The following is a 26,053-nucleotide window of genomic DNA, read 5'->3' as shown; positions in this document are numbered from 1 at the left end:
ATACGGGGCGATCGTGGGCCGGGCCAGGTCGGTCTGGACCGAGCAGATGTTGATGATCTTGCCCCGCCCGCGCGGGATCATGTGCCGGGCCGCCTCCCGCCCGACCAGGAACGCGCTGGTCAGATCCGTGGAGATCACCCGCTCCCAGTCCGCCACATCCAGCTCCAGCATCGGGACCCGGTGCTGGATGCCGGCGTTGTTCACCAGGATCTCCAACGCCCCCACATGCTCCTCCACCCAGGCGATGCCCCGGGCCGCCTCGGTATCGCTGGTGACATCGAACGCGCAGCCGTGCACCCGCCCCGGCGGGTAGTCCGCGGCCATCGCCGCTTCCGCGGCCTTGAGCCGCTCACCGTTGATGCCGTTAAGCACCACCGTGGCCCCGGCATCCGCCAGCGCCCGCGCCAGCGCGTTACCGATCCCCCGGCTCGAACCGGTCACCAGGGCCACCCGCCCCGTCAGATCAAAAAGTGAAGTCATTAGTGAGCAGCTCCTTTGCCGCGGTCCGCGCGGTATCGCGCGGAATGGGTCGTTGTTTTGTCGTGGCTCCCTCGAAGGCGTTGCCTAGAAGGGGCCGCTCTGCACCAGGTTGGCCGGGGCCTGCCCGGCAGCCAGGGCTTCGAGCTGCTTCCGGAGAAGCTTCAGGATCCTCGGCTGGAAGGCCGAGGCGTTGCCGCCGATGTGCGGGGTGATCAGGGCGTTGGGCGTGGACCACAGCGGGTGGTCCTGCGGCAGCGGCTCCGGATCCACGACGTCGAGCGCGCACTGCAGGCGACCGGACAGGACCTCCTTGGTCAGGGCGGCTGTGTCCACCACGGAGCCGCGGCCCACGTTGACCACCAGGGCGCCGTCCGGCAAGGCAGCGAGGACCTCTTCGCCGATCAGCTGGTGGGTCTGCTCGTTCAGGGGCAGCACGGAAACGAGGATGTCGTGGGTGGCGGCGAGCGCGGGCAGTTCCGCGGACGCGTGCACATCACCGTTTTCGTCCGTGCGGGCCGAACTCCCCACCCGCGTGATGGTGACCTCGAAGGGCTCCAGGCGGCGGGCGATTTCGTGCCCGATCCCGCCGACACCCACCAGCAGCACGCGCCGGTCGGCCAGGGACTGGCGCCGCTCGGGGCGCCAGAGGCCGTACTGCTGGTCGCGGACGGCCTGGTCGATTCCGCGCAGCTTCGCCAGGATCAGCCCTACGGCCAGTTCCGCGGTGGCGGCGGCGTGGACACCGGAGGCGCTGGCCACCCCCGCGGCCGGCCCGGCGGCCTCGATGACCCCGTCGTAGCCGGTGGACTGGGTCTGCACATACTTCAGCCCCTCGACCTGTGCCAGGGAACCCAGCACGGCGGAAGCATCGATGTACGGGAGGATGACGCCGTCGATCTCGCTGAGCGTCCCGCCGTCGGGCTCCGATTTCAGGTCCCACACCACCCCTCTCAGCCCTTCGGGCAGGGGCGAGAGATCGGCGAGGAGTTGGGAGTCGGGGAAGCTGACGGTGCGGACTGTTTGCATCGGAGAACCTATCGATCTGAACGGTGAAGTGGGCGGGCGCTGCGCGGCCAGCGCCGGTTGAAGGGCTAGCGCCTGTTGAGGGCTAGCGCCTGTCGAAGGTGAGTCCGCCGGGGACCTGGAACGTGGGCATGAGTTCGAGCATGCCCACGTTCACGTGCCGGGGCGTCTCGATTGCGTAGTCCAGGGCGTTGACGATGTCGTCCGTGGTCAGCGACTCGTAGCCCTCGTAGTACGTCTTCCACGCCTCCTCCATGGCCTCGGGTGTGCCGCCCATGTTGCGGCCGAAGATTTCCGTTTCGACGCGACCGGGGCAGATCTCCGTGACCCGGATGCGCTTGCCCACGGTGTCGTTGCGCAGCTGCCGGGAGACCTGGTGCACGGCCGCCTTGGTGGCGTGATAGACGGTGTGGCCGTAGAAGTTGTAGACCCCGGCGATGGAACTGATGTTGAGCACGTGGCCGCGGTCCCGCTCCACCATGCCCGGCAGTACGAGCCGGGTCAGCTGGAGCAGGCCGCGCAGGTTGACGTCCACGAGTTCGTCAATGTCGCTCTCGCTGGAATCCAGGATGTTCCCCGGCCGTGACACCCCGGCGCAGTTCACCAGGACATCGACCTCAAGATCGCCGACGGCGGCGGCCAGCGCCGCGGTGTCGGTCAGGTCCACCACGTGCGGGATGGCCCCGGTCTTGTCGGCCAGTTCTTTCAGGCGTTCCTCGTTGCGGGCCACGGCGTGGACCGTGAGCCCCCGCTTGGCCAGGCGTTCGGCGATCGCGGCGCCCATTCCGGTGGATGCACCGGTGACGAGGGCAGTTGAGTAGTCAGAAAAAGGCATGTAAGTCTCCTGGTGGTGAGCCTGCAGTTGTTTCAGTGCAGCAGCTCGGGGGTGGGTAGTTAGGCGTCGCGGAGCGGCAGGTGCGCCCGGTCCTTGACCGCGCTGACGGCAACGAGGGTGCCCAGCGCGGTGATGACGGCGTAGAAGGCCGGCATGTAGATGTTGCCGGTGGACGAGATGAGCCAGGTCATCAGCAGCGGCGCCGTGCCGCCGAAGAGTGCCGAGGAGACGTTGTAGCCCAGTCCGTAGGCGGAGTAGCGGACGCGGGTGGGGAACAGTTCCACGATCAGGATGTGGATCACCGCGGTGTGGCCCGCGAAGACGACGGCCATGATGCAGGCGCCGAGGATGGCCAGGCCCATGTTGCCGGTGACGATCAGGGCGTAGGCGGGGATGCCGACGATCGCCATGGCGATTGCGGAGCCGGCGATGACCTTCTTGCGGCCAACACGGTCGGACAGGGCACCCATGAACGGGATGGCGATACAGATGGCCACCAGGCTGCAGGCGGTGACGATCAGGGCCTCACCGATGGTGAAGTTGATCTGCTTGCCCTTCAGGAACGTGGGCATGTAGGAGAACAGGACGTAGTAGCCGGAGCCGTTCATGAGCGGGATGAACAGGGCCAGGAGCATGGCGCGGCGGTGTTCGGCGGACTTGAAGGCTTCCTTGAGCGGGTTCTTGGACAGGCCGCCCTCTTCCTTCAGCTTCTCAAAGTTGGGGGTGTCGCTGATGGCCTTGCGGATGTACCAGCCGATGATGCCCATGGGGATGGCGACCAGGAACGGGATGCGCCAGGCGAAGGCACCGAAGCCGCCGCCGTCGATCGCTGCCTGGGTGAGCCACGGGGACATGGAGAAGGCCACGAGCGTACCGGTGAGGAGAGCGGCGAAGGAGGCGATCTGGGCGTAGGAGGTGATGATGCCGCGCTTGCCTTCGGGGGCGTGCTCGGCCAGGAAGGTCATGGCGCCGGCGGCCTCGCCGCCAACGGAGAAGCCCTGCAGCATACGCAGCAACACCAGGAGCACCGGTGCCGCGATGCCGATGGCGGCGTAGCTCGGCAGCAGGCCGATGCCCGCCGTCGCCACGCTGATCAGCAGGATGACGAAGACAAGCAGCTTTTGCCGGCCGATGCGGTCCCCCAGGTAGCCGCAGACCACGGCGCCGAGGGGGCGCACGAAGAAGGACACGGCGTAGCCTGCGAAGACGAACAGCAGGGCGTTGTCCGGGTTCCCGGGCGCCAGGAACACCAGGGCAAGGGTTCCGGCCATGAAAGCGAAGATGCCGTTGTCATAGAGTTCCACGAAAATGCCGACGCAGCCGGCCAAAACAACTTTGCGGGTCTGCTTACTGCTGAGCCGCTCTTTGTGCGGCTGGGCCGCGTGCGTAGAAATTGACATGGCTTTCCTTACTAAGGGGGATGGTAACAAGGCTTTGGAACTGATGCGAGGGTTGTTAGCTTCCGGAGGCTGGCGCGAGCTGTGGCCAGCCGGGCTGGCTGCCGATGCCGAGGAGGGAAAAGACGGTACTGACTGTCGAACGGAGGTTCTCCAGTTCCCGCAAGGCCGCCCGGTGTTTCGCCGTGGCGTCGGGGACGGTGGTCTTGCGGAAGGTTATGGTGTGGCCAGGCCGGGCCTGAGCCAGCACATCCAGCGAGCGGGTGGTGACCACTGCCAGGACGGGGTAGCCGGCGGTGACTCCGCGGCCGCGGTGCAGCACCAGGAGTTCCTCCCGGGACGGCACCTCGATCGCCCCCACGGGGACGCCGCGCGAGAGCACTTCCGCGCTCGACTGGCGTTCGGGGAGGGCTCCGCCCAGGCGCAGGCCGATGTGGTTGCTGCGGGCGCTGACGGTGTATTCGGTGGTGAAGAGAAGGTCGGCGGTGTCGCCGAATTCGTCGACGTCGGGCCCGTCCGTGACCTCCACTACCGCGTGGCTGCTGAATTGCGGCCGGGTCAGTCCCAGCCGGAACAGCGGCAGGTCGAAGTACGGTTGCCGGATCGGCGCCACGCTTCGCGAGGTCTTGAGTTCGGTGCCTTCCGTCAGCCGCAGGCCGAATCCGACCACGGTGTCCGGGGCGCAGCTGCCAAGCAGGACGGGCGCCTCCACCGAGCCATGGATGGCCAGGTAGGACCTGAGACCGCCGGTGATTTGGCGCAGCGCCACCGTTTCGCCGGCGCGGACGGAGACCGGTTCCCACTGCGGGCATTCGCGCCCGCCCACGGTGAGCCGCAGGGGCGCACCGGTGACGGCGATCAGGATGTCCGTGGTGGCCCGCATGCGGAAATCCAGTGCGGTGATCTCCAGCAGCGGGGCGTTGTCCTCGTTGGCGGTGAGGATGTTCGCCGCGCGGGCGGAGAACTGGTCCAGGGCACCGTTTACGGGCAGTCCGAACCGGGGTCCCCGGAAGCGCCCAAGGTCGGTGACCACGGAGTGGCCGGGCTGCTGGATGATCAGGGAGCCGCTCATCGTGCCGCCTCCAGTTTCCGGCCGGCGTAGTCCGCGAACTCTTCGGGCTGGATCTGGTGGAACCTCAGCAGGTCGCCGGGGACGTAGGGAACGAGCGGTTCGCTCGTGGCGTCAAGGACTGCCAGCGGAGTCTGGCCGATGACGCACCATCCGCCCGGTGCCGCAGCGGGGGCAATGACGGCCTGCCGGCCCGCGACGGCGACGGCACCGGCGGGAACGGACAGGCGGGGGTCCTTCAGCCGCGGGACCGGGAGCGGAAATTCGGGGCCGTCCATCATGGGTGATCCGGCGGGGGCGCCGAGGCAGCGGATGACGTAGGACTTGGCCGTGTGCAGCGCGATGATGTCCTGGACGGAGAGCTGTTCATGCTCGGCGACGCGTTCCAGGTCCGGGCCATACTCCCCGCCGTAAACGACGGGGACGTTGAACTCGCGAGGAGCCCGGGCCGGCGCGCCAATGAAGTCGAGCTGGCGCATGCCCAGGAGGACAAAGGCGCGGACCTGCCGTGCGGAGGTGACGCCGGGATCGAATTCCACCAGCAGGGAGTCGTACGTCGGGACGGCTCCGTGGACGCCGTCGGCGCCTGCGGCCTCAAGCCAGGCGGCGAGGGCATGCACCGTGGTCCAGTTGGCTTCCTGGTCCGGGGAAGAAGCGACGACGCGCAGGGCGGAGTCCCCGGATTCGAAGACCTCCACCGGTGTTGGCGTTGACGTGGCGGTCATCTCAGGCAGCCTTCACTTTTGCGGCCAGCACCTGGGCGAGCGGGGCGATTCTCACGCCGGCTTTTTCAAGTTCGGCGCGAACCTGACGGGCCAGGTGCACGGCGCCGGGGGTGTCCCCGTGCAGCAGGATGGTGTCGGCGGTGATCGGCAGGTCTGTTCCGGCGACGGTTTCGATGAGCCCTTCGCACACCATGCGGATGGTGCGGTCCACGATCGCCGAGGGGTCATGGATGACGGCGCCGGGGCGGCTGCGTGGCACCAGGGTGCCGTCTGCCTCGTAGGCGCGGTCCGCGATGCCCACAATGGCGACCGGGAGCTGCCGACCGGCGGCGGCGTCAGCCAGCGCACCGTCCTGGGCCAGGACGATCAGGTCCGGGTTGATCCGGGAGGCGGCGTCGGCCACGGCCTCGGCGTAGTCGGCCCGGGTGGCGACGAGGTTGCCGAGGCGTCCGTGGGGTGCGATGTGCGCGACGCCGGTGCCGTGGTAGGCGGCGAAGGCGCTCAGTGCGCCGAACTGGTAGAGGACGTCGTTGCGGACTTCATCCGCGGTGAGGTCCATGGCGCGCCGGCCGAAGCCCCGGAGGTCGGGGAAGCTCGGGTGCGCCCCGATGCTGACGCCGCGCCGCACGCATTCGGCGACGGTGGCGTTCATGATGTCCGGGTCTCCGGCATGGAATCCGCAGGCGATGTTGGCACTGGAGACCACTTCGAGCAGGGCCGCGTCGTCGCCCATCGAGTAGGCGCCAAAGCCTTCGCCGAGATCTGCAACGAGATCAACTGTGGGTCCCATGTGAGCCCTCCTGGGGTGTTGGCTGGAACGTTGCGCCGCGAGGGGCAACGCTCAGCTTCCGGTAGTGAAGTGGGTGCCGGTTAGCGGCCCGGTGTGAGGCCTGAGGTCCGGCGGCCCGGGATGTCGGGCTGCTGTCAAAAAGTCTGGCATCGCGACTTGGCTCACACAAAGACGTAATCCATGTCACGGGATAGGCACCGGTTATGACGGTCCCTGGGTCTCGCTTCATGTGCCACCTCGTCTCACATCAGATTCCGGCTTGCCGCCGCGGGATTGCGATTGCATTCAAGCTATGGACCGCATATTTCGAAAATATAAAAGAACGCATCCATTCCTGTAAACACCCCACCCATGCGAAATTCGTCTTGCGTCATCACGAAATTGCATGGTTCCGGGGGGATAGAATGTACGATTAGTGAAATAGCGTTCCGGGTTCAACCTAGTGTCAGCGATGTGGATCACACAAAGACCCATTGCGTATCCCTCCACTGCATCCGCCCATGACCTTTCCGGGTCCGGGACGCCGCGAAGAGAGAAGGCGGCTATGGACACGCGGAAGCTTGCGTACTTCGTCCAGATCGTGGATTCGGGCAGCATCACCAAGGCCGCGGCGGCGCTGCACGTGGCCCAGCCGGCCCTGAGCCAGCAGGTTTCGGCGCTGGAAACCGATCTCAAGCAGCGCCTGCTGATCCGCAGCAAGCAGGGCGTCAAGCCCACGGCCGCCGGGCACACCCTGTACCGGCACGCGCAGTCCATCCTGCGGCTGGTAGAGCAGGCCCGGCAGGACGTCGCCAAGTCCGGGGCGGCCCCCTCCGGGCGCGTCTCCATTGCCATTGCGCCGTACAGCATGGCGTCGAGTTTGACGCCGAGGATCATCGGTGAAGTGGGCCGCCGGTACCCGGACATCGTCCTGCACGTCACGGAAATCTACGGCGGCGTGCTCAGCGAAGCGATCAAGAACGGCCGGCTGGACATGGCCCTTATTTACGAGCCGGGACCGATCCGTGGTGTCCAGTTCACCACGATGATCGTCGAGGACCTGCACTTTGTGGTCAATGCCGGCAGGTTCGATGTGGCGCCCGGCAATGGTGAAATCACGCTGGAGGAAGTCGCCCGGTTCGGTCTTTTCCTGCCCGAGAAAATCCACACGCTGCGCCAGGTTGTCGAGTCCGGCTTTGACAGCAAGGGTCTCGCCCTCCAGCTGGTCGGCGAGGTGGAGTCGGTGCCGTCCCTGGCCCGGCTCCTGCGGGCCGATCTGGGCGCCACGATCATGCCCAAGTCCGCCGCGGATGCCCTGTTCCATGAGGAAGACTTCCATGTCCTGCGGATCGTGGATCCCGCACTGCAGTGCAAGATCGCCCTGTGCACCCCGGACCATGACCCGCTCTCCGAGGCGGCGTCCGCGGTCCTGCTGGTGCTGAAGGAAATGCTCCAGGAAATGCTCAGCGACAAATACGCGCGGTAGCCTTTCATATCATCCGCTTATTAGGTCACTCATCATTCGTCTTAGTAATTAGGCGAACGGGATTCTAAAATTAGAGACAAGCCGGGAAATTGCGGCAGCTACTTTCATGAAGACCTAATTGGGAGCATTCGGTGAAAAAGATCAGCACTTTGCGAAGAATTTCCGACGGAAGTCTGGGACTGATGGCGAAAACCGGCTGCCACTGCCCGGCCAACGGTTTTTGGCGTCCGGCGGATCGCCCCGTGGAACCCGTCTTTATTTTCGAAGGCAGCATCATGCCCGCCACCGGCGGAAGCTCGACCGTCTGGTACCTGGAGGACGCCGTCGTCGGTCCCCCTACCCATCAGCTTCCCGCCCGGTAGAACCCTGGCGGGCCTGGCCAGGCTGTTGCCAAAGGGAGGGTTCGATGTCCTGAACGGGCATTGAGCCCTCCCTTTTCGCATGCCCTCCGTGCGTGACTCTCCGCGCATGCCAAAGCCGCCGCACGGGAACTCCCGTGCGGCGGCGCTGTCGGCGGCGGCGGCTGCAGGCGCTGCCCGGCCGGCTCGGACTAAGCCTGCTCGACCAGCAGGCCCTTGGCCTTCAGGACGTCGGTGAGCTTGCACAGGTCGATGGTGGTTCCGCCGGCCTTGTAGAGGCTGATCAGTTCGCGCTCGGCGTCGTCACGTTCCTGTGAGAGGCGGATGACTTCCTCGATCTCGTCTTTCCTGACCACCACAACGCCGTCCGCGTCGCCGCGGAGGACGTCGCCGGGGTAGATGATTTCGTCGCCGAAGACCACGGGGTGGTTGATCGGGCCGATGGTTTCTTTCACGGTGCCCTTGATGGAGACGCTGCCGGAGAAAACGGGCAGTCCCAGTTCGATGAGGTCCTGGGTGTCGCGGACGCCGGAGTCGGTCACCAGGGCGGCCAGGCCCTTGGCCTTCATCGCGTTGCCGAGGACGTCGCCGAAGGTTCCGGCTTCCTCGAACTCCCCTGCCGCTGCCAGGATGACGTCGCCCTCCTGCGCGTAGTGGATGGCCACCTGCAGCATGAGGTTGTCCCTGGGGGCGCAGCGGACGGTGACGGCGGGGCCGCAGAAGGACATGGCCCGGTCGATCGGTTTGATCCGGGAGCTGAGGGCTCCCTTGCGGCCCTGGGCCTCGTGGATGGTGGCTGAGGAGAACTTCGCCAGGCGGCTGACGGCGTCGGAGTCGGGGCGGTCGATGGTGGTTTTTACGTGGATCACGGCGTTTTCCTTCGGTGGGTGCGGGTCAGTTGAGGGCCTGGACGGCCTTGTCGATTGCGGCGATGGATTCTTCGATGATGTCGAGGCTGGTGGCATAGGAGATGCGGAAGTACGGGCCCAGCCCGTAGGCCGACCCCTGGATGACCGCCACGGAGGCTGCCTCGAGGAGGTAGAGGGTGAAGTCCTCGTCGTTGCCGATGACCTGCCCCTCGGGTGTGCTCTTCCCGATCACGCCCGCGCAGTTGACGTAGGCGTAGAAGGCGCCGTCCGGCGTCGTGCATGACAGGCCGTCCACGGCGTTCAGGGCCGCGACCGCGGTGTCGCGCCGGGCGCGGTAGATCTCGACGCTGTCCCGCACGAAGCCCTGGTCGCCGGTGAGGGCGGCGGCGCCGGCGGCCTGGCTGACCGAGGAGGGGCAGGAGGAGATCTGCGACTGGAGTTTGTTGATCGCGGCGATCAGAGGGGCGGGCCCGGCCGCGTAGCCCAGCCGCCAGCCGGTCATGGCGTAGGCCTTGGACACGCCGTTGACGGCCAGGATGCGGTCCTTCAGTTCGGGCGCCACTTGGGCCAGGCTCGAGAGCCGGCCGTCGCCGAAGTAGATCTGGTCGTAGATCTCGTCCGTGAGGACGTGGACGTGCGGGAATCCGGCCAGGACGTCCGCGAGCGCGCGCAGTTCGGCCCGGGAGTAGACGGCGCCCGTGGGGTTGGACGGCGAGTTGAGGATGACCCATTTGGTCCGGGCGTTGAGGGCTCCTGCCAGGGCCTCCGGGGTGAGTTTGAATCCCGTGTCCTCGCCGCAGGGGACCACCACGGGGGTGCCCTCGTTCGCGAGCACCATGTCCGGGTACGAAACCCAGTAGGGGGCGGGGACCACCACTTCGTCGCCGGCGTCCAGGGAGGCCATGAACGCCGTGAAGATTACCTGCTTGGCCCCGCCGCCAATGGTGATCTCGGCCGGGGTGTAGTGCAGGCCGGTGCGCAGCTCGAGGGTCTGCAGGATGGCCTGCTGCAGGGCGGGGGTTCCGGTGACGGAGGTGTACTTGGTCTCGCCGCGGCTGATTGCCTCAACGGCTGCGGCCTTGATGTGGTCCGGGGTGTCGAAGTCCGGCTCGCCGACCGTCAGGTCCAGGATCCGGCGCCCTTCTGCCTTCAGCTCACGCACACGGGCCGCGGCGGCCACGCTGGCGGAGGACTTGATGCGGGACACCCGCGTTGCAGGTTCAAATTCAGACATGGTCTCGTCCTAGGGATTCAGCAGGGAGCGGTACTCATTTCCTTCGACCCTAGGGAATTCTGGCGGGTATGGATAAGACCTAAAGTGCGTGGACGGATAAGCGTCTCTTATGGCTGAGGGGCGGGGTGGTGCGGGCTTTCTGGCCTTTCTCCCGCCGCTGATCCGGGTCTCAGGGCCGGTGGCCGCCCGTTGCCGCGTTGAGCTGCCCATGGGCCACACGTTCCGGTTATGGCTCCACGCACTATTGGTATTTCCGCGGCCGCTCCATTCTCTCTAGCGTTCTACGTAAGCCCGCCGCGTCTGCGCGGCCGTTCGGTTGGCCCCGCGGCACCAACCGACCCGGACCTGAATCCGAGCCCGAACCCGAAAAAAGGAGTGCCCTTGGCCGTTCTGCACCGTCCGGAACTGCGGGAGGCCCCTTCGACGTCGGACGCGCGCCCCCGGACGGCAGACGTCGGCGGCTACCGGTACCGGGGACGGCAAAGGCCGGACCCGGCTGCCGTCCAGGCGGAAAAGATCCGGAGGAAGCTCCGGGAAGAGCGGCAGCGGATTTCCTTCAACGCGAGCAGCGTCCGTGCCTTGTCCGTCCGGCTGAACCAGCAGGTGGCCCAGGCGCTCTGCGACGGCATGAAGGCCACCCTCGTCGCCGGCGCCGCGGACCTGTCCCGCTGGGCGGTCCGGACCATCGGGCTGTCCTCCGAGGATTTGTTCCCGTCCGGGCTGCCGGCGGAGCAGCACCTGGCGGTCATCGGCGAGCTGAAGGCGGAGCTGGCCGAGCTCGCGGAGTCAAAGGCCGCTCTCGAGCGACGGCGCATGAAACTCCTGGCTGCGGCCCGCCGGCTGGGCGTCATGGACGACTACGAGCTCGCGGCGCTGAGCGGTCTCCAGTGCGAGGCCATCCGGAAGATGACGTGGGGCCTGCAGCCGACGTCGGTTGGTTAGGCTGCGGCTTCTGAACAGCGTCCGACGGCACGCCAGCGGGCGACGGCGGAATCTCCCGCCGTCGCCCGCTGGAGTTAGCGCGTGCCTTACAGCGCCGTGTTCCAGACTTCCTCGGACACGGGGATCCACCAGTCCCGGGTCTTGCCCTCGCCGATGTACGTGGGCCAGCGGAAGTCGGTGGGCGCAGTGAATCCGGCGGGCAGGAGCGGGGCCACGGAACCGCGGCGGACCTTTTCGGCCTCGAACTCGGCTTTTGCCACAGCCAGGAGATCAGGCTGGGTCACAAGATCCAGCACCATGCCGGCGATCATCTTGCCGGTGGCGGTGATGGTGGGGTCGATCGTTTCCGGGATGCCGCCCATTGCCGTCATGGCCCAGCCTGGGTATGACGTGCCCTTCCCGTCGGCAGCCAGCGTGGGCCGGGCGGTGTAGAAGCGGATGGTGGGGGCGTACCAGGTCATCTCGACGTAGTCGTCGCTGGTCCAGTTCTGCTGGGTTTCCGGAATGTGCCTCCGCAGCTCCCTCTCGGCGTCTTGCGGGCTGATAAGTTCCGCCGTGGCCGGGTGGAACGGGTTCTCCATAGGCTCCACCCCACACGAGGCCTGGATTTCGCGCCCGATCTCCCGGGCCCGCTCGTCCAGAACCGGTGCCCCGACGGCGGCGATGTTCTCCCACGCCAGCTGCGCCACCGTGTGGTTGGCGATGCCGGGCCGGTTGCGCGCCACCCAGCGGGAACTGACGGTGCAGTGCGAGGCAGCCGCGGCCAGTTCGGCGTTGCGGTCAAGCACGGCGAGCACCGAATCTGCTTCTCCCAGGCTCGGGCAGCGCCAAGAATACTGGATCTGGGCCAGCCCGGCCGGCTGGTTGTCCGCCGTCGCCTGGCCAGCGGTGAGGATCGCCTCGGACAGCGACCATTCGCCCGCCTGCGGCAGCATGGAATCCTGCGTGGTTTTGGTCAGCGAAAACATCGTGAACAGTGCCGCGTCGGCGCCGGGAGCCCGCGCGGCGGAGTGCGAGGACGGGATGGGGCTGTCACCGTAAGTGTTGTTCCAGCCTTCCGGGTTGTCGCAGGTGAAGGTGTAGATCTTGCTGTAGTACGAGCCGCAGTGGGTGTCCCAGCGCGCGGTGTTGCACAGCGGCATCATGTAAAACGGGTGGTAGGAAATGATGGCGTCGAGGTTGTCGTAGTAGCCGCGCAGGCCGTGGACGACCTTGGAACCCTGGACCTTCTCGGCCGGCTCGCCCGTGTACACCAGGGTGCCCGGGATGCTGTGCCGTTCCATGGCGTCCTTCGCCGCGAGGAACCCGGCGAGCGTGGAGATACCCAAGGCGGAGTGGGGGTCCGTGTGGCCCGGCGCGAACCTGGACATCCCGGGGCGGGGCTCGCGCTTGGTGGAGGCGGCCTGGCAGTTCCCGGGGATGGCGTCGTATTCGGCGTAGCCCAGGATCCGGGCGCCGGGGCCGGCGGGGCTGGTCCATTCGGCGGCGAAAGCCGTGGGCATGCCGGCGCTGCCTTCTTCCACTGTGAAGCCGTGTTCGCGCAAGGTTTTCACGTACCAGGCGCAGGATTCATACTCGCGCCAGGCCGGTTCGGCGAGTTCCCAGATGTTGGTGTGCCAGCTGGACAGCTGCTCTTTGTGCTCCTCGATCCAGCGCTGTGCAGTGCTTTTGGGGGCGCGTTTGGGTGCGCGGCTTTTTGGCGACTGGTTCTTGCCGTCCATCATTTGGCACCGGCCACAAAGACTTGCAAACCGTCGATCCACGTCTCGGACACCTGGATGCTGCTGATTGACGCTTCGTCGACGGCCAGGGGGTCGTTGTCCAAGATGACGAAGTCAGCGAGTTTCCCCGGTTCGAGCGTGCCCAGTTCATGCTCGCGCCCCACCGCGATGGCACCGTTGATGGTGTGCGCCCGAAGGGCCTCGAGCCGGGTGATAGTCAACGATTCGGGGCCAAGCCGGACGCCTGAGCGGGTCACCCTGGTCACTGCGGCCTGGACAGCTTCCAACGGCTGCGGCGGTGCCACCGGAGCGTCGGAGCTAATGGTCACCGGGACTCCGCTGGAAACGAATTCTCCCAGCGGGTTGAATCGTTCGCCGGGCGTTCCGATCGCATCAACAACCCCCGGCCCCCAGTTGTAGTAGTGCTGGGTCTGATTTACGGGCATGACGCCCAGTTCTGCCATGCGGGCGATCTGCTCGCCGGTGGGAAGCCCACAGTGTTCTATCCGGTGCCTGTGATCCGGACGCGGCGAGGCCTCGACGGCGGCTGCTATGGCGTCGAGCACCATCTGGATGGCGGTCGGGGACTGTGCGTGGGTTGCGGTCTGCAGGCCGGCGGCATGTGCCTTGAGGATCAGAGCCCGGTACTCCTCGGGCGGGTGGTAGAGGGATCCTGTCCGGCAAGGGTCGTTGGCGTACCCTTCCGGGAAATATGCGGTCCAGCCCCCTAGCGTTCCGTCGGCATAGAGTTTGATCCCCGACAACGAAAGCCGGGCGTTGCCGAACTTGTCCACCAGACCGAGTTCGAGGACTTCGTCGAGCAGGTGCGACAGGAAGTAGGCATTGATCCGGGCGGTCAGCAGCCCGTCCCGGAGAAGGTCCAGGTACGCCGTCAGCTCGCGCTTTGAAACCTGCGCGTCACCGATGCTGGTGACGCCGTTTCGGAGAAATTCGTGCTGGGCGGCCAGCAGTTGGTTGCGGTGCTGTTCGGCCGGATCGTTGAGGTGGAAGTTGGGTCCGTGGTGACCGACTTTAACTCCTTCCGGTCCTGTGAGGATGTTGCAGGCAGCGTCGCTAAGTTCGCCGGTCAGCTGGCCCTCTGAGTCCCGGAAGAACGTGCCGCCCTGGGGGTCTGGCGTGTCGTCGTCGATGCCGTATTTTTCCAGCGTGAAGGTGTTGACGACCCCTCCGTGGCCACTGGCATTCATGACATAGACCTCGCGGTCGATGGATACCTGGTCCAGTTCTTGCCGCGTGGGGTGGCGCCGTTCGGCCAGGTTCCGGTGCTCATAGCCGAAGCCTCGGATCGGTCCGGTGCCGGGGATGTTCTCCGCGGCCTGCCGGAGCAGGCCGATCATGCCGGGGATGTCCGTCGTCGCCGTTGGACTGCAGTCGACCCAGGACAGCAGCTGGCCGTACATCAGTGGATGAGCGTGAGCGTCAACGAAGCCCGGCAGAACCACCCCGCCGTTCAGGTCGATCTCGCGGAATCCGGAACGGGAGGACAATGCTTCGGCCGCAGCCAGGCAATCCATGCGGGTGCCGACGGCCGCGATCCTGTTGCCGGTTAGGAGCAGTGAATCCGCCGTTGGATTGTCCGGGGCGAGAGAATGCACCACACCTCCGCTGAGAAGGATCAGCTCCCGCTCCAGCGTGCTCGTCTCGGTGACAGGGAGTGTGCTCATGAAGAGTTGCCTTTCGATTCAAAAGTCGTGCATTGATGTTGATGCGGCCGTGCGCACGATTCGCCGTTGGATTGCCTACCTCGTAACAGGTGTCGATACCGGCGGTATTCTGCGTCAGGCCCCGGCGCCGATGCGCAGATGCAGGAGTGTGGTGCCACTGCTTTCCAGTGCTTCCTTCAAGGCAAGCGGGAGCTCCAGCACGGAATCGACGGTGACCCCTCTGGCTCCAAAGGCATTCGCAAGCGTCGCCCAGTCAGGCTGAACAAGGTCCACGCCCACCGGGCTCAGGGACCGATCCGCCATATTCTGCCGGATTTCACCGTAGCCACCGTTGTCCACGCAGATCACGGTGAGCGTGATGCCCTGCTCCACGGCGGTAATCAGCTCCTGGACAGAGAACATCAGCGCGCCATCCCCGAGCAGGCACAGGACTGTACGGCCGGGGTCCGCGATCTTGGCGCCGATAGCCGCAGGAAGCCCGTACCCGAGCGTTGCGTAGGCAGGTGTGTAAAGCAGCTGGTGTGGTTCCTGTGACGGGATGAAGGAGGTTGTTCCAAGGTATGTGATTTGTGAGGAGTCTCCGGCGATGATGGTTCCCGGCGGCACCACGGAGGCAACGATTTCGCTGATCTCGGCGAGGTCCGGTGCCAGTGCCCGGGCGTCGGCGCGCAGCTGCCCGCGCAGCCCTGAGAGCTCGCGCGGCTCCGGCCGCGTCGCGGTGTCCAGCTCGTCAAGCAGTTGCCGGATCACCACTGAGGCGTCACCGGCCAGCCCGATATCGGCCCCGACGTTCACCGACAGCTGGCTCTCCAGGATGTCCACTCTGATGGATCGGCCGGCGGCGTCAATCCGGCCGCCCCAAAGCTCGGATTCGCCCACCTTTGAGCCGACGATGAGTAGAACATCTGCGCTGTTGCAGAGGTCCTGAGCCGCCGGCAGGCGGATCTCGCAGCCCAGTGACAAGGGATGGGTTTCCGGTATGGCGCCTTTGCCGTTAATGGTGGTGACGACGGCGGCCTGCAGCTTTTCGGCCAACACCAGCAGTTCGGCGCAGGCGTTGAGCGAACCGCCGCCGGCGAGGATCACCGGATTCCGAGCAGCGGCAAGCAATGCAGCGGCGCGCCGCACTGCGCCGGAATCCGCAGCTGTGCCTTTGCGCCTGGGACGCGCGGCGAGGGCGCCGGCATCTGGCTCGAACGCGGATTCCAGGACGTCCAGCGGCACCTCGATGTGCACTGGACGGGGCCGTCCGTGACGGAAGAGCTCGAAGGCGTCGTGAACCGCTGCCACGGCCTCCTGACCGGAGGTTACCCGCCGGCTCCAGTGCACTATGGAGCCCGCGGCGCCAGTAGCGTCCTTCGTTTCGTGCAGGGCGCCGACATCGCTGAATTCCATGCCCCGCGGAGCGCCAGGCGACAGGATCAGCATTGGCCGTGATTCACAGTAGGCTGTGCCTGCCGCGGACAAAGCGTTCAGCAAGCCTGGTCCGGAGGTGGTGATGACAACTCCGGGCTGGCCGGTCCGCTGGGACCAGCCGTCCGCTCCGTAACCCGCGCCCTGTTCGTGTCTGGTGGTGACGGGGTGGATGTTCAGGGGGGCCAGGTGCCGGTAGAACTCCAGGTTGTGGGTTCCCGGAATGCCGAAGATTGTGTCAATTCCGTAGTTCCGGAGCGTAGTCATGACTGCCAGGCCCACATTGACATGGGGTATTTGGGTGTTCATTCTTGGTCCTCCATCAGGGTGTGTTCAGGGAGATCTTCTGACCGGCCATGCCGGTCAAAGGACTTTGGACAGGAAGGCCTTGGTCCGCTCGTGCTGGGGGTTGCGGATCAGCTCGTCCGGATCACCCTCTTCAACAATCTGGCCGTTGTCCATGAAGACCACACGGTCGGCAACTTCCCGGGCGAAACCCATCTCGTGGGTGACCACGATCATGGTCATGCCATCGGCTGCCAGAGACTTCATGACGTCCAGAACCTCGCCCACCAACTCTGGGTCCAGGGCCGACGTCGGCTCATCAAAGAGCATGACGTCCGGCTTGAGGGACAGTGCCCTGGCTATGGCCACACGCTGCTGCTGGCCGCCTGAGAGCTGGGCCGGGTAGTTGTTCATCCGGTCAGCGAGCCCCACCTTGGTCAATAGTGCGACGGCGTGGTCCTCGGCGGCTTGCTTGGACATTTTCAGCAGCTTCTGCGGTCCGAACATGACGTTTTCCAGTGCTGTCATGTGCCCGAACAGGTTGAAGGATTGGAAGACCATGCCGATTTTTGCGCGGCGGAGATTGATTTCCCTTTCCGCCGATTCCCGCAGCCTGTCGCCTGCTACGTCGTAGCCGATCATCCGGCCGCCGACCAGGATCGCACCGGAGTTAGCCACTTCCAGATGGTTAACGCACCGCAGGAGTGTGGACTTTCCGGAGCCGGACGGGCCGATCAGACATACCACTTCGCGTGGTGCCACATGGAGGTTGATCCCCTTGAGGACTTCCACATGCCCGAAGCTTTTGTGGACATTGAGGAATTTGACTTCAGACATCAGCGCTGTGCCTTTCCGAAAATCTGGGCGTTGCCTCTGGAGTATCGCTTTTCGAGCCTGGACTGGAAATAGGTCAGGATGCTCGTGAGCAGGATGTACCAGATGCTTGCGACGATGAGCAGCGGGATCTGCTGCAGGTTCTGTGAGTAGATCTGCTGGGTGTTGTACAGGAGGTCGCCGACGCCGATGACGATGACCACCGACGTCGTCTTGAGCATGGAAATCACTTCATTGCCCACTGGGGGGATGATGACCTTCATGGCCTGGGGGATCACAACGTGGCGGAGCGTCTCCAGTGAACTGAATCCCATGGACCGCGAGGCCTCGGACTGTCCCGCCGGGACACTGAGCAGCCCGGCACGCACGATCTCTGCCATATAGGCGCCCTCGTTCAGGCCGAGGCCAAGGATGGCGGCCGTAAAGAGAGATATGACATCGTTGGTGTTCAGCTCAATAAATTGAGGCCCAAACGGAACACCCAACCCGATTTTTGGAAACAGGACCGCTGCGAAGCCCCAGAACAGGAGCTGAACCAGCAACGGGGTGCCACGGAAGAACCAGATGTAGGCACCCGCCACACCCTTGATCAGCCAATTGTCGCTCATCCGCATGATGGCAATGACCAGCCCCACACTGAAGCCGATGACCATGGCGATCGCGGTCAGCTGCAGGGTGGTCAGCAGGCCGCCGAGAATCCGCAGATCAAACAGGTACCGTGCCACAATCGGCCAGCCGAAGCCCGGATTGGTTGCGACTGTGATGCCTGAGAGCATCACCACGAGCGCCACCAGAACAACTGCCACCATCTGGCCCGGGCGCTTGCGCCGGAGAACCGGCCGGCTGGCAAGGTCAAGGAAGTCCGGGCCGGCGACTACCGGTCCGGAGTTATCCAGAGGCCCGGCCCGCCTTGCATCGACATGTTGAGACGGACGTGACATGGTCATGCCTTCGGAGCCGGGTTGATTTCTGAGGCAGGGATGGCCGAGCCCTTGAGGCCCCAGGCGTTCAGAATCGTGGCGTAGGTGCCGTCCTTCATGAGTGAGTTGACCGCAGCCTTGAATGCAGCGGCAAGTTCGGTGCTCTCCTTCGCCATGACGGCTCCGGCCAGGGAGGGGTCGACCAGGATGGACTGCACGTGCTGGAAGGCATCAGGCTGCTCCTGGGCGTAGTAGGCCACCAACGCGGCATCGGCCAGCATCGCCTGTGCGCGGTTGGACGCCACCGCCTGATTGGCGCTGTCCTGCTGCGGGAGCAGTAGTGGCTTGATCTCCGGTTTTCCAGCTGCCTGGCATGCGGCCTGGAAGGACGGCAGGACGGTCAAAGCCTGCGTGGTGCCGGTCTGGGCAGTAACGGTCATGCCGCACAAGTCCGTCGCATTCACGATTCCTGTTTCGCCCTTGCGGACCATGACGGACGTGCCGCCGTTGAGGTAGCTGACCATGTTGACCTTGGCCATCCGATCAGGCGTGATGGAAAACGCGGCCCATGAAGCGTCGTAGCGCTTGGACTGAATACCCGCGAGGATGCCATTGAAATCGCCCTTGCTGATTTCGGCTTTCAAGCCCATCTTCTTGGCGACCGCCACCGCCATGTCCGGTTCCAGCCCGACGATGTTGCCTTGTTCATCCGTGTAATCCATGGGTGCGTACGTGGGGTCCGTGACCAGCCGCAAGGTTCCGTTGCTTCTGACGTCAGCCGGCAGCAGAGCAGCCACAGCGGGGTCGGTCTGGACGCTGTTCGCTGCTTCTTTGCCCCCGGCTCCGATGCCGGCCACGTTGGCTTTCGCTGCCGGGGCGGCCGTGCCGCCTGGGGCCTCCGTGTTGGTACAGGCTGCGGCGGGCATAACCAGCATGCCGGCCACAGCGAGGGTGCAGCCTCTCTTGAAGATGATGCCTGCGTTCATGATGACTCCAAGTCTTGATTTAATAATAAGTACAACTTATTATTAGAGTGATCTGAGACACTGTCAATGGGTTCGCCGTAATTATTCCGGGCGCAACCAGACGATAACCGACCMCATATTGAAGGAGGCACCCATGGGAGGCACTCGAACGACGCGAACGCGCGCTGTTACGGAAGATGCGATCCTGGAACGTTGCTCACATATCCTGAGGCACGCTTCCATTCTTATTGCCCGGTCCGGCGTTGAGGGCTTCTCCTTTGCCGCACTCTCCGACTCGTGCGGGTTCAGCGCCGGCATGATCCAGCACTACTTCCGGACACGCGAGAAGTTGATTCACGCGACAGTGGAATTCCGGATCGCAGCGACAGTGGCCGAATGGCAACGGATCGTCCAGGACAGCAATGACGCAGTGTCCCTGATCCGGGACCTCCTGACCTTTACCGTCCAGGGGAAGACGCCATTCGAGGAGGCCTGGGGTTTCTGGATCGAGGTATACGCGGCGGCCCACAAGGACGCCGGTATCCGGGATTCCGTCGCCGACGCCGTGCTCGGCTGGAAGACCATCTTCGTTGAAGCCCTGGACGCGGCCGTCCTTGAGAAGGCAATCGAGCCTGACCTGGACGTCGACGAGCTGGCATCTGCATTGGTCGCACTGGCAGACGGACTGGCGATCCAGACACTGATCGGCGTGCAAGGCAGCAGCCCCGACCGCATGGTCAGGATCCTGCACAGGTTCGCGGCCCATGAACTGGGCCTGGAGATCGGACGCTTCGCGCCGGACCCCATTTCCGCACAACAGCAAACGCACGGAGTCCCACTATGACCACCACAGAATTGCACGGCGCACGCTTCGCCGCCCGGGCAGCGGGGTACCACCCATCACCGGTCCGCGACGTTTTTGAAATCTCAATGCAACCCGGGATGATCTCTCTCGCCGGCGGCAACCCCGACCTCGCCGGGCTGGCGCTTGATGACATTGCCGCCATGGCTGGCAGCATCATCTCGGACAATGGCCTGGACGCCCTTCAGTACGGGTCCGGCGCCGGAACCAGCGGCCTGCACGAACTTGTTTGCAGGGTTGCAGGGCTCGAAGGCACCCAGGCAGCACCAGAGAACGTACAGATCACCACCGGATCGCAAATGGGCCTGGAACTTGTCACGAAGATGTTCTGCGATCCCGGTGACGTCATCATCGCAGAGGGCCCGACGTACGTAGGCGCCATCGGCACCTTCGAAGGGCTGCAGGTGGAGATCGCCCACGTTTCCATGGACCACGACGGACTGCTGCCCGCCGAGCTCCGGCGACGGATCCAACAACTGCAGAAATCCGGAAAGCGCATCAAATTCCTGTACACCATTCCGAACTTCAACAACCCGGCAGGCGTAACGCTGGCCCTGGACCGGCGCCAGGAAATCGTGGAGATCTGCCGCGCGGCAGACATAGCGATCATTGAGGACAACCCCTATGGCCTCCTTGGTTTCGATGGCAGGACGCTGCCATCGCTGCATTCGCTTGACCCGGAAAACGTCTTCCACCTGGGCTCGATGTCGAAGATCTTTTCGCCGGGTATCCGTATCGGATGGATCATCGCACCGGCGGATGTACGGCGAAGACTGCAGCTCGCAGCCGAAGCCACAAGCATCTGCCCATCCGTATTGAGCCAGATGCTCGCGGAACGGTACTTCACGACGTTTCCGTGGGAAGAGCACCTGACCAAGCTCCGCGCGCTGTACTCGGCCCGCTGCGCAGCAACCCTGGAGGCGCTCGATGAGTACATGCCGGCGGGGACAAGCTGGACGAATCCTTCGGGGGGATTCTTCACCTGGGTGACGCTCCCGGATGGATGCAGCACCGAGGAACTGCTGCCGGCTGCAATCGAACGGGGCGTGGTGTTCGTTCCCGGCTCCGCCTTCTTCAACAACGGTGCAGGACGGAACCAGTTTCGAATCGCGTTTTCGTTTGAATCCACGGATACCCTCCGCGAGGGCGTCAGGCGTCTCGGCGAAGCTATCAAAGCCCTCCCAACCACGGAAGGAACCGCATGACCACTCAGGAACTCAAGGCCCTGGCCGAAACTGAACTGGACAAGTGCTACCCCCGGCTTCAGACACTCAGCCGCAAACTGCACGACAACCCCGAGACCGGTTTCAACGAGGAGAAGGCCTCAGCCTGGCTGGTGGAGGAACTCCAGAAGGTGTCGGGCGCGGAGGTGATTCACGGACTCGGCGAGCTCCCCACGGCAGTGCGGGCCGACGTCGGCAGCGGGCCGCTGACCATCACTATCTGCGCGGAATATGACGCCCTTCCAGGGGTGGGACATGCGTGCGGCCATAACATCATCGCCGCCAGCGCCCTCGGCGCATTCACCGCCCTGGCACCGCTGGCCGATGCACTGGACATCAGTGTCCGGCTACTCGGAACCCCGGCAGAAGAGAGCGGGGGGTGCAAGATCACCATGCTGGAACAGGGAGACTTCGACGGCACCCACGCGGCGATGATGATCCACCCCGGCGATGTCGACGAAGTCTCCATTCGGCCGTTTGCATGCTCCGGCTATGACGTTCGGTTTACCGGACGCAGCGCGCATGCCTCGGCACAACCGCAAGAGGGCATCAATGCCTTGGACGCCCTGACTGTTGCCATGACCGCCATCGGGCTGGCCCGCCAACAATTTGAACCCGGCCAGCAGATCCACGGTTACGTGGACCATGCAGGGACAGCACCAAACGTCATTCCGGAAAGCGCGTCCGGGCAGTGGATGGTGCGGGCCATGGACGTCGACTCCCTGGAACGGCTGACAGACGTGCTACGGCGCTGCATGGAGGCCGGGGCCCTGGCCACCGGCGCCACAGTCGAACTGGCCCAGCAGGGCGGAGTCTATGCGGAGATGCGAAGCGATGCGGCAATGGACGCGTACTTCCTCGAAAACGCCCGGTCTCTGGGACGCGCCATGTCGCCGATCGGACGACTCGGCGGTTCCACGGATATGGCGAACGTCTCGCACCACTATCCGACCATCCACCCGCTGCTCGGGCTGGGCCCGGGATGCCCGCCGATCCACAGTCCAGAATTCGCGGAGAACTCGATCTCTCCGGCGGGCGACAAAGCAATCTGGGACGGCGCCCTGGGAATGGTGTGGACCGCCATCGACCTGGCCACTGACCCCGAGCAGCGTGCCAGGCTCTTGTCCTTTCCCGCTGCAGAGAACCGGCCGGCTGACTAGGCCGCTGCCTGGCCTCGACCTTGCGCCGGCGGCCTGATTCCCGGCAGAGGGGGCTGCCGAAGCGGCATGATCAGTGGCTGGCCGGGCCAAGCGGACGACGGCGTGACCTCCCGCCGTCGTCCGCTGGTGTTTAGTCAGTTTCCATAGGACAGTGCCTGCGAGAGGATGACTGCCAACAGGGCACCGGCCGTGAGAACGACAGCCCAGGTTTCCAAGCGCAACCGCCGGAGCGATTGCTTTGTCCGTTTCATGGCCTACCGCAAGATGACGGTGCGGTTGCCCAGCAGCAGGATCCGGCCCTCGCAATGCCAGCGCACGGCGTTGCGGAGGGCCGCGCATTCGGCGTCCCGGCCCACGGCCACCAGGTCATCGGCGGTGTACGTGTGGTCCACCTCGATGACTTGCTGGGCAATGATCGGGCCCTCGTCGAGTTCGGCGTTGACGTAGTGGGCCGTGGCGCCCACGGTCTTGACGCCGCGATCGTAGGCCTGGTGGTACGGCTTCGCGCCTTTGAAGCTGGGCAGGAACGAGTGGTGGATGTTGATGGTCCGTCCCGCCAGCTGGGCCGAGAGCTCATCGCTCAGAACCTGCATGTAGCGGGCCAGGACCACGAGTTCCACGTCGAGGGCGTCCACCAGCTCTAGGAGCCGGGCCTCTGCCTCGGGCTTGGTGTCTTTGGTGACCGGCACGTGGAAGAACGGGATGCCGTGCCACTGGACCAGGCCCTCCTGGTCGCGGTGGTTGGACACCACGGCCACGATCTCCACCGGGATGTCGCCGGTGCGTGCCCGGAAGAGCAGGTCGTTGAGGCAGTGGCCCATTTTGGACACCATCACCAGGACCCGGCGTTTGCGGCCATGCGGTTCCAGCTGCCAATTCATCTGCCACTTCTCGGCCACAGGTGTGAAGTCGCGGCGCAGGTCCTCGGTACTGAAGGACTCCTGCTCTGAGGAGGAGTCTGGGGATGAGTCGGCGGAGGAACCCGAGGAAAAGTGGACGCGCATAAAGAAGTGCCGTTGCCCCTTGTTCCCGTACTGCTTGATGTCCAGGATGTCGCAGCCGTGGTTGAGCAGGAATCCCGAGACCGAATGGACGATGCCCGGCGACTCCACACAGTCGACGGTCAGGACGTGCTCCACGGTGGCACCGGGTTCCACAGGTGCCAGGCCGGGGGTCTGTGCGGTCATTTCTTCACCTTCTCAAACTCTCGCGCAACAGCTGATGCCTCTTCCTGCGCGAGCTCGGCCTGGAACCGCGCATAGCGGGCCAGGTGCGCGGGGCGCCGGCGCAGCACGAACCACGCGGCTCCGAGCAGGATGAACCAGACCGGCGTGACAAGGAGCGCCAGGAGCGTGTCCGGCTGCGTGGTCAGGGCCCAGAGAACGAAGGCGAAGAACGCGAAGACCACAGAGACCATGGGGATGCCGCCCGGCATCCGGTACTTGGACGCATCATGCAGGTACGGCCGGCGCCTGCGAAAGGCAACGTAGCTGGCCAGGATGATGGACCAAACGAACACGAAGCAGACGGCGGACACAGTGGTCACCATGTCGAAGGCCTTGCCGATGTCCTGGCCGGCGTACATCAGCACCACGCCGGAGAGCAGGAGGACGCAGGACAGGAACAGGGCGTTCTGGGGAACCTTGCGGCGTGACAAGGCGCCGAAGGCGGACGGAGCGTCGCCCTCCTGTGCCAGCCCGTACACCATGCGKGATGTGGAGTAGATGCCGGAGTTGGCCGAGGACATGGCCGAGGTSAGSACCACCAGGTTCACGATCGTTGCCGCAGCTCCGAGCCCTGCCAGGGAAAACATGGCGATGAAGGGGCTGTGGCCGGCCTGGAACTGGGTCCAAGGGGTGACGGACATCAGGATGATCAGGGCGCCCACGTAGAAGAGCAGCACGCGGATGGGAATCGAGTTGATGGCCTTGGGCAGGTTCTTCTCCGGGTCCTTGGCCTCCGCGGCGGTGGTGCCCACCAGCTCAATGCCCACAAAGGCGAACACGGCGATCTGGAAGCCGGCCACAAACCCCATGAACTCGTTCGGGAAGAATCCGCCGTGGCTCCACAAATTCGAGAAGGTGGCAGGGCCGGCGTCGGACTGGAAACCGCTGAAGATCATGAACAGGCCCACCACGATCAGCGCCACGATAGCGATGATCTTGATCAGCGCGAACCAGAATTCGGTCTCGCCGAACGCCTTCACCGTGGTGAGGTTCAGGAGCAGGAGGATGGCCACAGTGGCCAGCCCCGGGATCCACAGCGGCAGCCCCGGCCAGAGTTCCTTGGAGTAGCCGGCAATGGCGATGACGTCCGCGATTCCCGTGATCACCCAGCAGAACCAGTACGTCCATCCGGTGAAGAAACCGGCCCAGGGCCCGAGGAGGTCCGCTGCGAAGTCGCTGAAGGATTTGTAGTTCAGGTTGCTCAGCAGGAGCTCGCCCATGGCCCGCATCACGAAGAACAGCATGAAGCCGATGATCATGTAGACGAAGATGACGGAGGGTCCGGCCGCTGAGATAGTTTTGCCCGACCCCATGAAGAGGCCGGTGCCGATGGCGCCGCCAATGGCGATCAGCTGGATGTGCCGGTTGCTGAGCTGCCGCTCAAGATGCGGTTCCTGGTGGGAAGTTACGGTTTCAGTTGTCACGTGCTGCTCCTCGAATCAATGCTGTCTGGAGTGCTGCTGAGGTGGACGCCTGACCCGGCCCGCCGGGAACAGAGTCAAGGCTGTTGAAGCTGTAGAGATGGATGCCCGCGAGGTTGCCCGGTTGGCTTTCCAGCCCGGACACCAGGCTTTGTGGTGAGTAGAGGTCACCGCTCAGGAGTTTGCGGGCCAGCGGGCCCTTCCGGCTCAGGAACTTCAGGGAACTTCCGACGCCGATCTGCGTCGCCAGGGAGACCAGTTTGGTCCGGGGCACGGACCCCGCCACCCCTGCCCAGACGGGCAGCTCAACGCCTTCGCGGCGCAGGAGCGCCGCAAAATCAAGGATTTTCTCCGGGGCGAAGCACATCTGGGTCACAACGTGCGAGGCCAGGTGCTGCTTTGCCAGAAGCGCGTCCAGCATGTCCACGGGGCCGGCGGAGGGGTGGCCCTCCGGGTAGCCGGCAATGCCTGCCCGCATCAACCCGCCGGTGTACTGCGCGATGTCTTCCAGCAGCGGAAGGGCGGACTCATACTGGCCGGCCGGCCGCTTCCGGTCCCCGCCGATGACAAACACCTCGCGAATGCCGGCGGCATCGCAGTCACGGAGGATTCCGGTCAGCTCGGCCCGGTCACGCAGGCTCCGCGCGGCGAGGTGCGGGATGACGGTGTAGCCCAGCACACCAAGCTGTACGGCAGTGCGCATGGTCCGCTCGATGCCGTGATGGGGCAGGCACGTCACTGTGAGCGTGGTGGTCAACGGCACCAGGTCCGTGACCCGCTCAACGATTCCCTCCGAAGGAATGATTTCAATTCTGATGGGGAACATCATTGGTCCTCTCTGAACATCAGATTTTTTGGGCATCAGGTTTTTGGGCATCAGGGTTGGTCTGGTCAGGCCGTAGCGGCGAGCAGGGAGCTGGCTTCCTGGCGGGTGCTGCCGGAGCTTTCGATGTGCGCGAGTTCGGCGGGGATTTCCCAGCCCTTCTTGCGCATCGCGGTGGCCCAGAGCCGGCCGGCGCGGTAGGAGGAGCGCACCAGCGGCCCGGACATGACGCCGAGGAAGCCGATCTCGTCCGCCTCGTTCTGCAGGTCCACGAATTCCTGCGGCTTGACCCAGCGGTCCACGGGAAGGTGGCGCTCGGAGGGGCGG

Annotated in this window: 23 protein-coding genes and 1 pseudogene; 5 read left to right on the top strand and 19 right to left on the bottom strand. The window is 64.8% G+C overall.

What is annotated here, in order from left to right; all coding sequences use genetic code 11:
• From AC1DEY_RS20820 to AC1DEY_RS20790, 7 genes are all read right to left on the bottom strand, one after another.
• A partial coding sequence (locus AC1DEY_RS20820; protein ID WP_476869636.1) for an SDR family NAD(P)-dependent oxidoreductase occupies window positions 1-480 on the bottom strand: 480 nt, incomplete at its 3' end.
• Between the two features lie 84 nt (window positions 481-564).
• Window positions 565-1,506 carry a 2-hydroxyacid dehydrogenase gene (locus AC1DEY_RS20815; RefSeq protein WP_476869635.1) on the bottom strand — a complete coding sequence of 314 codons (942 nt, stop codon included), beginning with the start codon at window positions 1,504-1,506 and terminating at the stop codon, window positions 565-567.
• Window positions 1,507-1,588: 82 nt separating this feature from the next.
• The gene (locus tag AC1DEY_RS20810; protein ID WP_476869634.1) at window positions 1,589-2,338 is read right to left on the bottom strand and encodes an SDR family oxidoreductase; all 750 of its coding nucleotides are present in this window, start codon (window positions 2,336-2,338) and stop codon (window positions 1,589-1,591) included.
• Window positions 2,339-2,397: 59 nt separating this feature from the next.
• A complete protein-coding gene (locus tag AC1DEY_RS20805; protein WP_476869633.1) occupies window positions 2,398-3,738 on the bottom strand; it encodes an MFS transporter in 1,341 nt (446 codons plus the stop codon).
• Between the two features lie 55 nt (window positions 3,739-3,793).
• Entirely contained in the window at window positions 3,794-4,807 is a 1,014-nt protein-coding gene (locus AC1DEY_RS20800; protein ID WP_476869632.1) for a 5-oxoprolinase subunit C family protein, read from the bottom strand.
• Window positions 4,804-5,529, bottom strand: coding sequence for a 5-oxoprolinase subunit B family protein (locus AC1DEY_RS20795; protein WP_476869631.1), 726 nt, complete (start codon window positions 5,527-5,529; stop codon window positions 4,804-4,806). The genes AC1DEY_RS20800 and AC1DEY_RS20795 overlap by 4 nt, the downstream gene beginning before the upstream one ends.
• 1 nt (window position 5,530) lies before the next feature.
• The gene (locus tag AC1DEY_RS20790) at window positions 5,531-6,319 is read right to left on the bottom strand and encodes a LamB/YcsF family protein (RefSeq protein ID WP_476869630.1); all 789 of its coding nucleotides are present in this window, start codon (window positions 6,317-6,319) and stop codon (window positions 5,531-5,533) included.
• Window positions 6,320-6,863: 544 nt separating this feature from the next.
• Between AC1DEY_RS20790 and AC1DEY_RS20785 the strand changes: the two genes are divergently transcribed.
• Entirely contained in the window at window positions 6,864-7,784 is a 921-nt protein-coding gene (locus tag AC1DEY_RS20785) for a LysR substrate-binding domain-containing protein (protein ID WP_476869629.1), read from the top strand.
• 550 nt (window positions 7,785-8,334) lie between these two features.
• Here the strand turns inward: AC1DEY_RS20785 and AC1DEY_RS20780 are convergent.
• Window positions 8,335-9,012 (bottom strand): 4-carboxy-4-hydroxy-2-oxoadipate aldolase/oxaloacetate decarboxylase, encoded by a 678-nt coding sequence (locus tag AC1DEY_RS20780; RefSeq protein WP_476869628.1) that lies wholly within the window; start codon window positions 9,010-9,012, stop codon window positions 8,335-8,337.
• Between the two features lie 25 nt (window positions 9,013-9,037).
• Entirely contained in the window at window positions 9,038-10,246 is a 1,209-nt protein-coding gene (locus AC1DEY_RS20775) for an aspartate transaminase (protein WP_476869627.1), read from the bottom strand.
• Window positions 10,247-10,627: 381 nt separating this feature from the next.
• Between AC1DEY_RS20775 and AC1DEY_RS20770 the strand changes: the two genes are divergently transcribed.
• Window positions 10,628-11,188: a hypothetical protein gene (locus tag AC1DEY_RS20770; protein WP_476869626.1), complete on the top strand. Its 561-nt coding sequence runs from the start codon at window positions 10,628-10,630 to the stop codon at window positions 11,186-11,188.
• An 86-nt stretch (window positions 11,189-11,274) separates the two neighbouring features.
• On the opposite strand, the gene AC1DEY_RS20765 is transcribed toward AC1DEY_RS20770, so the two are convergent.
• The 6 genes from AC1DEY_RS20765 to AC1DEY_RS20740 all read right to left on the bottom strand — a co-directional run bounded on the left by AC1DEY_RS20765 (window position 11,275) and on the right by AC1DEY_RS20740 (window position 19,032).
• The gene (locus AC1DEY_RS20765) at window positions 11,275-12,912 is read right to left on the bottom strand and encodes a zinc-binding metallopeptidase family protein (protein ID WP_476869625.1); all 1,638 of its coding nucleotides are present in this window, start codon (window positions 12,910-12,912) and stop codon (window positions 11,275-11,277) included.
• Window positions 12,909-14,594 carry an amidohydrolase gene (locus AC1DEY_RS20760; RefSeq protein WP_476869624.1) on the bottom strand — a complete coding sequence of 562 codons (1,686 nt, stop codon included), beginning with the start codon at window positions 14,592-14,594 and terminating at the stop codon, window positions 12,909-12,911. Before AC1DEY_RS20760 ends, AC1DEY_RS20765 begins: the two co-directional genes overlap by 4 nt.
• 114 nt (window positions 14,595-14,708) lie before the next feature.
• Window positions 14,709-16,316 (bottom strand): thiamine pyrophosphate-binding protein, encoded by a 1,608-nt coding sequence (locus tag AC1DEY_RS20755; protein WP_476869623.1) that lies wholly within the window; start codon window positions 16,314-16,316, stop codon window positions 14,709-14,711.
• Window positions 16,317-16,370: 54 nt separating this feature from the next.
• Window positions 16,371-17,129 (bottom strand): amino acid ABC transporter ATP-binding protein, encoded by a 759-nt coding sequence (locus tag AC1DEY_RS20750; protein ID WP_476869622.1) that lies wholly within the window; start codon window positions 17,127-17,129, stop codon window positions 16,371-16,373.
• Window positions 17,129-18,067, bottom strand: a complete 939-nt coding sequence (locus AC1DEY_RS20745; protein ID WP_476869621.1) for an amino acid ABC transporter permease — start codon at window positions 18,065-18,067, stop codon at window positions 17,129-17,131. The genes AC1DEY_RS20750 and AC1DEY_RS20745 overlap by 1 nt, the downstream gene beginning before the upstream one ends.
• 2 nt (window positions 18,068-18,069) lie before the next feature.
• Window positions 18,070-19,032: an ABC transporter substrate-binding protein gene (locus AC1DEY_RS20740; protein WP_476869620.1), complete on the bottom strand. Its 963-nt coding sequence runs from the start codon at window positions 19,030-19,032 to the stop codon at window positions 18,070-18,072.
• Between the two features lie 133 nt (window positions 19,033-19,165).
• Between AC1DEY_RS20740 and AC1DEY_RS20735 the strand changes: the two genes are divergently transcribed.
• From AC1DEY_RS20735 to AC1DEY_RS20725, 3 genes are read left to right on the top strand one after another with little or no spacing between them, the layout of a single operon-like run.
• Window positions 19,166-19,855, top strand: a complete 690-nt coding sequence (locus AC1DEY_RS20735; protein WP_476869619.1) for a TetR/AcrR family transcriptional regulator — start codon at window positions 19,166-19,168, stop codon at window positions 19,853-19,855.
• Entirely contained in the window at window positions 19,852-21,078 is a 1,227-nt protein-coding gene (locus tag AC1DEY_RS20730; RefSeq protein WP_476869618.1) for an aminotransferase-like domain-containing protein, read from the top strand. The genes AC1DEY_RS20735 and AC1DEY_RS20730 overlap by 4 nt, the downstream gene beginning before the upstream one ends.
• Window positions 21,075-22,256, top strand: coding sequence for a M20 family metallopeptidase (locus tag AC1DEY_RS20725; protein ID WP_476869617.1), 1,182 nt, complete (start codon window positions 21,075-21,077; stop codon window positions 22,254-22,256). The genes AC1DEY_RS20730 and AC1DEY_RS20725 overlap by 4 nt, the downstream gene beginning before the upstream one ends.
• 254 nt (window positions 22,257-22,510) lie before the next feature.
• On the opposite strand, the gene purU is transcribed toward AC1DEY_RS20725, so the two are convergent.
• The 4 genes and pseudogenes from purU to AC1DEY_RS20705 all read right to left on the bottom strand — a co-directional run.
• Window positions 22,511-23,443: a formyltetrahydrofolate deformylase gene (gene purU / locus AC1DEY_RS20720; protein ID WP_476869616.1), complete on the bottom strand. Its 933-nt coding sequence runs from the start codon at window positions 23,441-23,443 to the stop codon at window positions 22,511-22,513.
• Complete coding sequence (cycA, locus tag AC1DEY_RS20715; protein WP_476869615.1) at window positions 23,440-24,906, bottom strand: D-serine/D-alanine/glycine transporter; 1,467 nt, start codon at window positions 24,904-24,906, stop codon at window positions 23,440-23,442. The genes purU and cycA overlap by 4 nt, the downstream gene beginning before the upstream one ends.
• Complete coding sequence (locus AC1DEY_RS20710) at window positions 24,896-25,732, bottom strand: methylenetetrahydrofolate reductase (RefSeq protein WP_476869614.1); 837 nt, start codon at window positions 25,730-25,732, stop codon at window positions 24,896-24,898. The genes cycA and AC1DEY_RS20710 overlap by 11 nt, the downstream gene beginning before the upstream one ends.
• A gap of 62 nt (window positions 25,733-25,794) precedes the next feature.
• Window positions 25,795-26,053 (bottom strand): annotated as a pseudogene (locus tag AC1DEY_RS20705) (lipoyl synthase); the annotation flags it as partial.

Source organism: Arthrobacter sp. 05T47 (genome assembly GCF_056395825.1).
Note: the sequence above shows the minus strand (reverse complement) of the source record. Positions and strands in the feature narration are given on the sequence as shown.

Excerpts from the sequence above, each read along its gene's own strand:
- AC1DEY_RS20815 (WP_476869635.1), bottom strand. The coding sequence starts at position 1,506 with ATGCAAACAGTCCGCACCGTCAGCTTCCCCGACTCCCAACTCCTCGCC.
- AC1DEY_RS20810 (WP_476869634.1), bottom strand. The coding sequence starts at position 2,338 with ATGCCTTTTTCTGACTACTCAACTGCCCTCGTCACCGGTGCATCCACC.
- AC1DEY_RS20805 (WP_476869633.1), bottom strand. The coding sequence starts at position 3,738 with ATGTCAATTTCTACGCACGCGGCCCAGCCGCACAAAGAGCGGCTCAGC.
- AC1DEY_RS20800 (WP_476869632.1), bottom strand. The coding sequence starts at position 4,807 with ATGAGCGGCTCCCTGATCATCCAGCAGCCCGGCCACTCCGTGGTCACC.
- AC1DEY_RS20795 (WP_476869631.1), bottom strand. The coding sequence starts at position 5,529 with ATGACCGCCACGTCAACGCCAACACCGGTGGAGGTCTTCGAATCCGGG.
- AC1DEY_RS20790 (WP_476869630.1), bottom strand. The coding sequence starts at position 6,319 with ATGGGACCCACAGTTGATCTCGTTGCAGATCTCGGCGAAGGCTTTGGC.
- AC1DEY_RS20785 (WP_476869629.1), top strand. The coding sequence starts at position 6,864 with ATGGACACGCGGAAGCTTGCGTACTTCGTCCAGATCGTGGATTCGGGC.
- AC1DEY_RS20775 (WP_476869627.1), bottom strand. The coding sequence starts at position 10,246 with ATGTCTGAATTTGAACCTGCAACGCGGGTGTCCCGCATCAAGTCCTCC.
- AC1DEY_RS20765 (WP_476869625.1), bottom strand. The coding sequence starts at position 12,912 with ATGATGGACGGCAAGAACCAGTCGCCAAAAAGCCGCGCACCCAAACGC.
- AC1DEY_RS20760 (WP_476869624.1), bottom strand. The coding sequence starts at position 14,594 with ATGAGCACACTCCCTGTCACCGAGACGAGCACGCTGGAGCGGGAGCTG.
- AC1DEY_RS20755 (WP_476869623.1), bottom strand. The coding sequence starts at position 16,316 with ATGAACACCCAAATACCCCATGTCAATGTGGGCCTGGCAGTCATGACT.
- AC1DEY_RS20750 (WP_476869622.1), bottom strand. The coding sequence starts at position 17,129 with ATGTCTGAAGTCAAATTCCTCAATGTCCACAAAAGCTTCGGGCATGTG.
- AC1DEY_RS20745 (WP_476869621.1), bottom strand. The coding sequence starts at position 18,067 with ATGTCACGTCCGTCTCAACATGTCGATGCAAGGCGGGCCGGGCCTCTG.
- AC1DEY_RS20740 (WP_476869620.1), bottom strand. The coding sequence starts at position 19,032 with ATGAACGCAGGCATCATCTTCAAGAGAGGCTGCACCCTCGCTGTGGCC.
- AC1DEY_RS20735 (WP_476869619.1), top strand. The coding sequence starts at position 19,166 with ATGGGAGGCACTCGAACGACGCGAACGCGCGCTGTTACGGAAGATGCG.
- AC1DEY_RS20730 (WP_476869618.1), top strand. The coding sequence starts at position 19,852 with ATGACCACCACAGAATTGCACGGCGCACGCTTCGCCGCCCGGGCAGCG.
- AC1DEY_RS20725 (WP_476869617.1), top strand. The coding sequence starts at position 21,075 with ATGACCACTCAGGAACTCAAGGCCCTGGCCGAAACTGAACTGGACAAG.
- purU (WP_476869616.1), bottom strand. The coding sequence starts at position 23,443 with ATGACCGCACAGACCCCCGGCCTGGCACCTGTGGAACCCGGTGCCACC.
- AC1DEY_RS20710 (WP_476869614.1), bottom strand. The coding sequence starts at position 25,732 with ATGATGTTCCCCATCAGAATTGAAATCATTCCTTCGGAGGGAATCGTT.